General features: G+C 71.4%; 3 protein-coding genes. All 3 read left to right on the top strand.

What is annotated here, in order from left to right:
* A partial coding sequence (locus tag AC2VON_RS26815) for a hemophore-related protein (protein WP_486955483.1) occupies positions 1-275 on the top strand: 275 nt, incomplete at its 5' end.
* A gap of 15 nt (positions 276-290) precedes the next feature.
* Positions 291-1,187: a universal stress protein gene (locus AC2VON_RS26820; protein WP_486955484.1), complete on the top strand. Its 897-nt coding sequence runs from the start codon at positions 291-293 to the stop codon at positions 1,185-1,187.
* Between the two features lie 289 nt (positions 1,188-1,476).
* Positions 1,477-3,533 (top strand): PGRS repeat-containing protein (locus AC2VON_RS26825; protein ID WP_486955485.1); only part of this gene is annotated, 2,057 nt, incomplete at its 3' end.

The following is a 3,533-nucleotide window of genomic DNA, read 5'->3' on the forward strand; positions in this document are numbered from 1 at the left end:
GGACCGCGGCTGCAGATCCCGATCTGAGCCCGGCCGTCACCACCACGTGCAATTACTCGCAGGTGGTGGCGGCAATGAATGCGCAATCGCCAGCGGCTGCCGAGCAGTTCAACCAGACACCGATGGCGCAGTCCTTCCTGCAGAATTTCCTTGCCTCGCCGCCGCCGCAGCGCCAGGAGATGCTCCAGCAAGTGCAGGGCATACCGGAAGCCGCGTCGTTCGTCTCAATGGTCCAGCCACTGGCCAACACCTGCAAAAACTACGCGGCTGACTGAGCCCGAGCAGGCCCGATGACGGCGACGTCGGCGCCGGTCAGTGACGCGGTGCTGGTCGGTGTCGACGGGTCGCCGTCGTCGGCGGCTGCGGTCGACTGGGCATCGCGGGACGCCGCGATGCGCGGGCTGCCGCTGACGCTGGTGCATGTCCTGGGCGCGTCGGCGGTGATGACGTTCCCGGAGGCGCCGATTCCGCCCGGTTATCCCGAATGGCAGCAGGAGCAGGGCAAGCGGCTGCTGCAGGATGCGCTCGAGATCGCCGGGGGGCAGCCAGGACAGCGCCCGCTGCGGGTTGCCGGTGAGACGGTGCTGGGCTCGACGGTGCCCACGCTGGTGGAGCTGAGCCGCCGGGCCGCGATGGTGGTGGTCGGCTGCCGGGGTCATGGCCGGCTGCGTCGGCATCTGATGGGCTCGGTGAGTTCTGGCCTGGTCCGGCATGCGCACTGCCCGGTTGCCGTCATTCACGGCGAGCATCCGCTGCCGGCGCACCCCGCAGCGGCGCCGGTGGTGGTGGGCATCGACGGCTCACCGGCCTCGGAAGCGGCGACCGCACTGGCGTTCGAGGAGGCGTCGCTGCGTGGCGTGGAGCTGATCGCGGTGTATGCCTGGCACGACGCCGGCGTCTTCACCGATTTCCCCGGCCTCGACGTCGCGGCGATGGAGTCCGGCGGCGAGCTGGTGCTGGCGGAGCGGCTGGCCGGCTGGCGGGAGCGTTATCCCGACGTCGAGGTGCGTCGGGTGGTGGCGCGCGACCGGCCGGCTGATGCGCTGATCGAGCAGTCGCAGTCGGCCCAGCTGGTGGTGGTGGGCAGCCACGGCCGGGGTGGCTTCGCCGGGATGGTGTTGGGTTCGGTCAGCCTGGCGGTGGTGCAGTCGGCGCGGACGCCGGTGCTTGTCGCGCGCGGATCGTGACGACTGTGAACATTCGCTTGAGTGCCGCCGGGTGTTGCCGGAATTTTTCACTTTGCTGTCAAAATCTTTCACTGACCCAGCGTAATGTGATCTACATCACATTATGTCGGTGGTGTTGGGTTTAGCCTGGTCAGCCGGTAAATCCCGCGGGCGTGGGAACACCATGTACGCAGGAATCCACGATCCTTCCGGCCACCGATTGACATGAGTGGTAGATTAATTTGGTCTTAGAGTTCAGGTTGCTCTGAGTCCGGATGAGTCCAGATGACTACCGAGGAAAGGTTTTCAGATGACTACTCGTGCCAGCAGCAACCCGCATGGTCCGGCGCGGCGTCGGGTGATCGGCGCCAGCAGCGCACTGGGGGCGTTTTTGGCGTTCGGGATGACGCCGCTGGCGGCCGCGCCGACCGCGCACGCCGACTTCGGGATCGACGACTTGCTCGGCTCGCTGCTGGGTATCGATCCCACCGCGGGTATTGATTCCACCGCGGGTGCGGCGGCTTCGGCGACCCCTCTGGTCGACGCGTTCCAGAGCTTCTGGGTGCCGTTCAATGGCGAGTTGGAGAGTCTCGCCGGTAGCCTTGAGGGTCCGCTTGCCCCGCTCAACCAGCTGGTTGCAAGCCTGGATCCGTCGGCGAACACGTGTGGCCTGATCTGCAACGGCGTCGACGGGACGGCATCAGACCCCAATGGAGTTGGTGGCGGGTTGTTCTTCGGCGACGGCGGCAACGGCTTCGATAGCACCACGGCCGGTGTTGCCGGCGGTTCCGGCGGCAACGCCGGCGGGCTCGGCAACGGCGGCGACGGCGGCAGCGGCGACGGCGCCGACGGCGGCGCCGGCGGCAACGGCGGCGAGTGGATGGGCAACGGCGGGCTCGGCGGCGACGGCGGTAACGGCACCGCTGCACATACGACCGGGTTCGACGGCGGGGCCGGCGGGAGCAGCGGCAAGGCCACCGACGTCCTGGGCTCGTTCGCGTGGGGCGACGGCGGCAACGGCGGCAACGGCGGCGCCGGTTACAGCTACCCCGCCAGCGACACCACCGACCTCGGGGCGGTCGGCGGTGCCGGCGGCAACGGCGGCGCCGGCGGTTCCGGTTCGTTCGCGTTGGGCAACGGCGGCGACGGCGGCAACGGCGGTGCCGGCGGTACCGGTGCCACCGGTGACACAGGTACCACCGGCACAGCCGGTACAGATGCGACCACCTCTGCTGCTGCCACCGCTGGCGGCAACGGCGGCACCGGCGACAAAGGCGGTACCGGGGGCGCCGGCGGCAACGGCGGCGCGGGCGGTGCCGGCGCGAGCCTGATCGGTGACGGTGGTACCGGCGGTAACGCCGGTGATGGCGGCCAGGGCGGCAACGGCGGTACCGGCGGTGTCGGCGGTGTCGGCGGCGCCGGCTTGAACCAAGCCACCGACGCCACGGCACCCGTCAACGGCGGTGCCGGCGCCGACGGTGGCAACGGCGGCGATGGCGGCGCGGTCGGTGACGGCGGTGCCGCCGGTACCGTCGGCGCCGGCGGTTCGGCGGGCGCGCTGCTCGGGGACAAGGGCGCTGACGGGACGGCCGGGACGGCCGGGGCCGCGGGGGCGCACATCGGTAACGGCGGTGACGGCGGCGCCGGCGGCGTCGGCGGCAACGCGGCCACCAACTCCGACGGCGTCTACCTCGGCAACGGGGAGAGCCCCGCGCACCCGAGTGCCACCGGTGTCGGTGGTAGCGGCGGCAACGGCGGCACCGGCGGCACCGGTTACGCCGCCGGCAACGGCGGCGACGGCGGCGACGGCGGCCAGGGCGTCTACGGCGGCACCGGCGGCAACGGCGGTACCGGCGGCGCACCCACCAGCACCGCGGACGGCGGCAACAACACCGCCGGCGGCGGCGGCACCGGCGGTATCGGTGGCACCGGCCACGACGGAAACACCGCGCAGCCCACCGCTGAAGAGACGTCTGTAGGGACGTCTGGACAGACGTCGTATGTGACGGTCACGGCATCCACCACGATCGCTGGGCACGGTGGTTACGGCGGCGAGGGTGGTGCCGGCGGCGCCGCGACCGGCGATGAAATCGCGGGCAACGGCGGCGACGGCGGTGCCGGCGGCCAGACCGATACCACCATCGGCAGCACCGGAGGCCACGGCGGCAACGGTGGTGCCGGCGGCAGCGCCGTGGACAGCAACGGCGGCACCGGTGGTACCGGCGGCTCCGGCGGCGACGTTAACACCGGGGGCTCGGACACCGTCTACTCGGTCGGCGGCTCGGGCGGCAACGGCGGCACCGGCGGTGCCAGTGACAGCGGCGACGGCGGTGCCGGCGGCGACGGCGGCGTCAGCGGCCAGGGCAC

This window comes from Mycobacterium sp. TH-M82, from assembly GCF_057473605.1.

Bases quoted from the DNA above. Each gene is read 5' to 3' on its own strand.
- AC2VON_RS26820 (WP_486955484.1), top strand. From the start codon at position 291: ATGACGGCGACGTCGGCGCCGGTCAGTGACGCGGTGCTGGTCGGTGTC.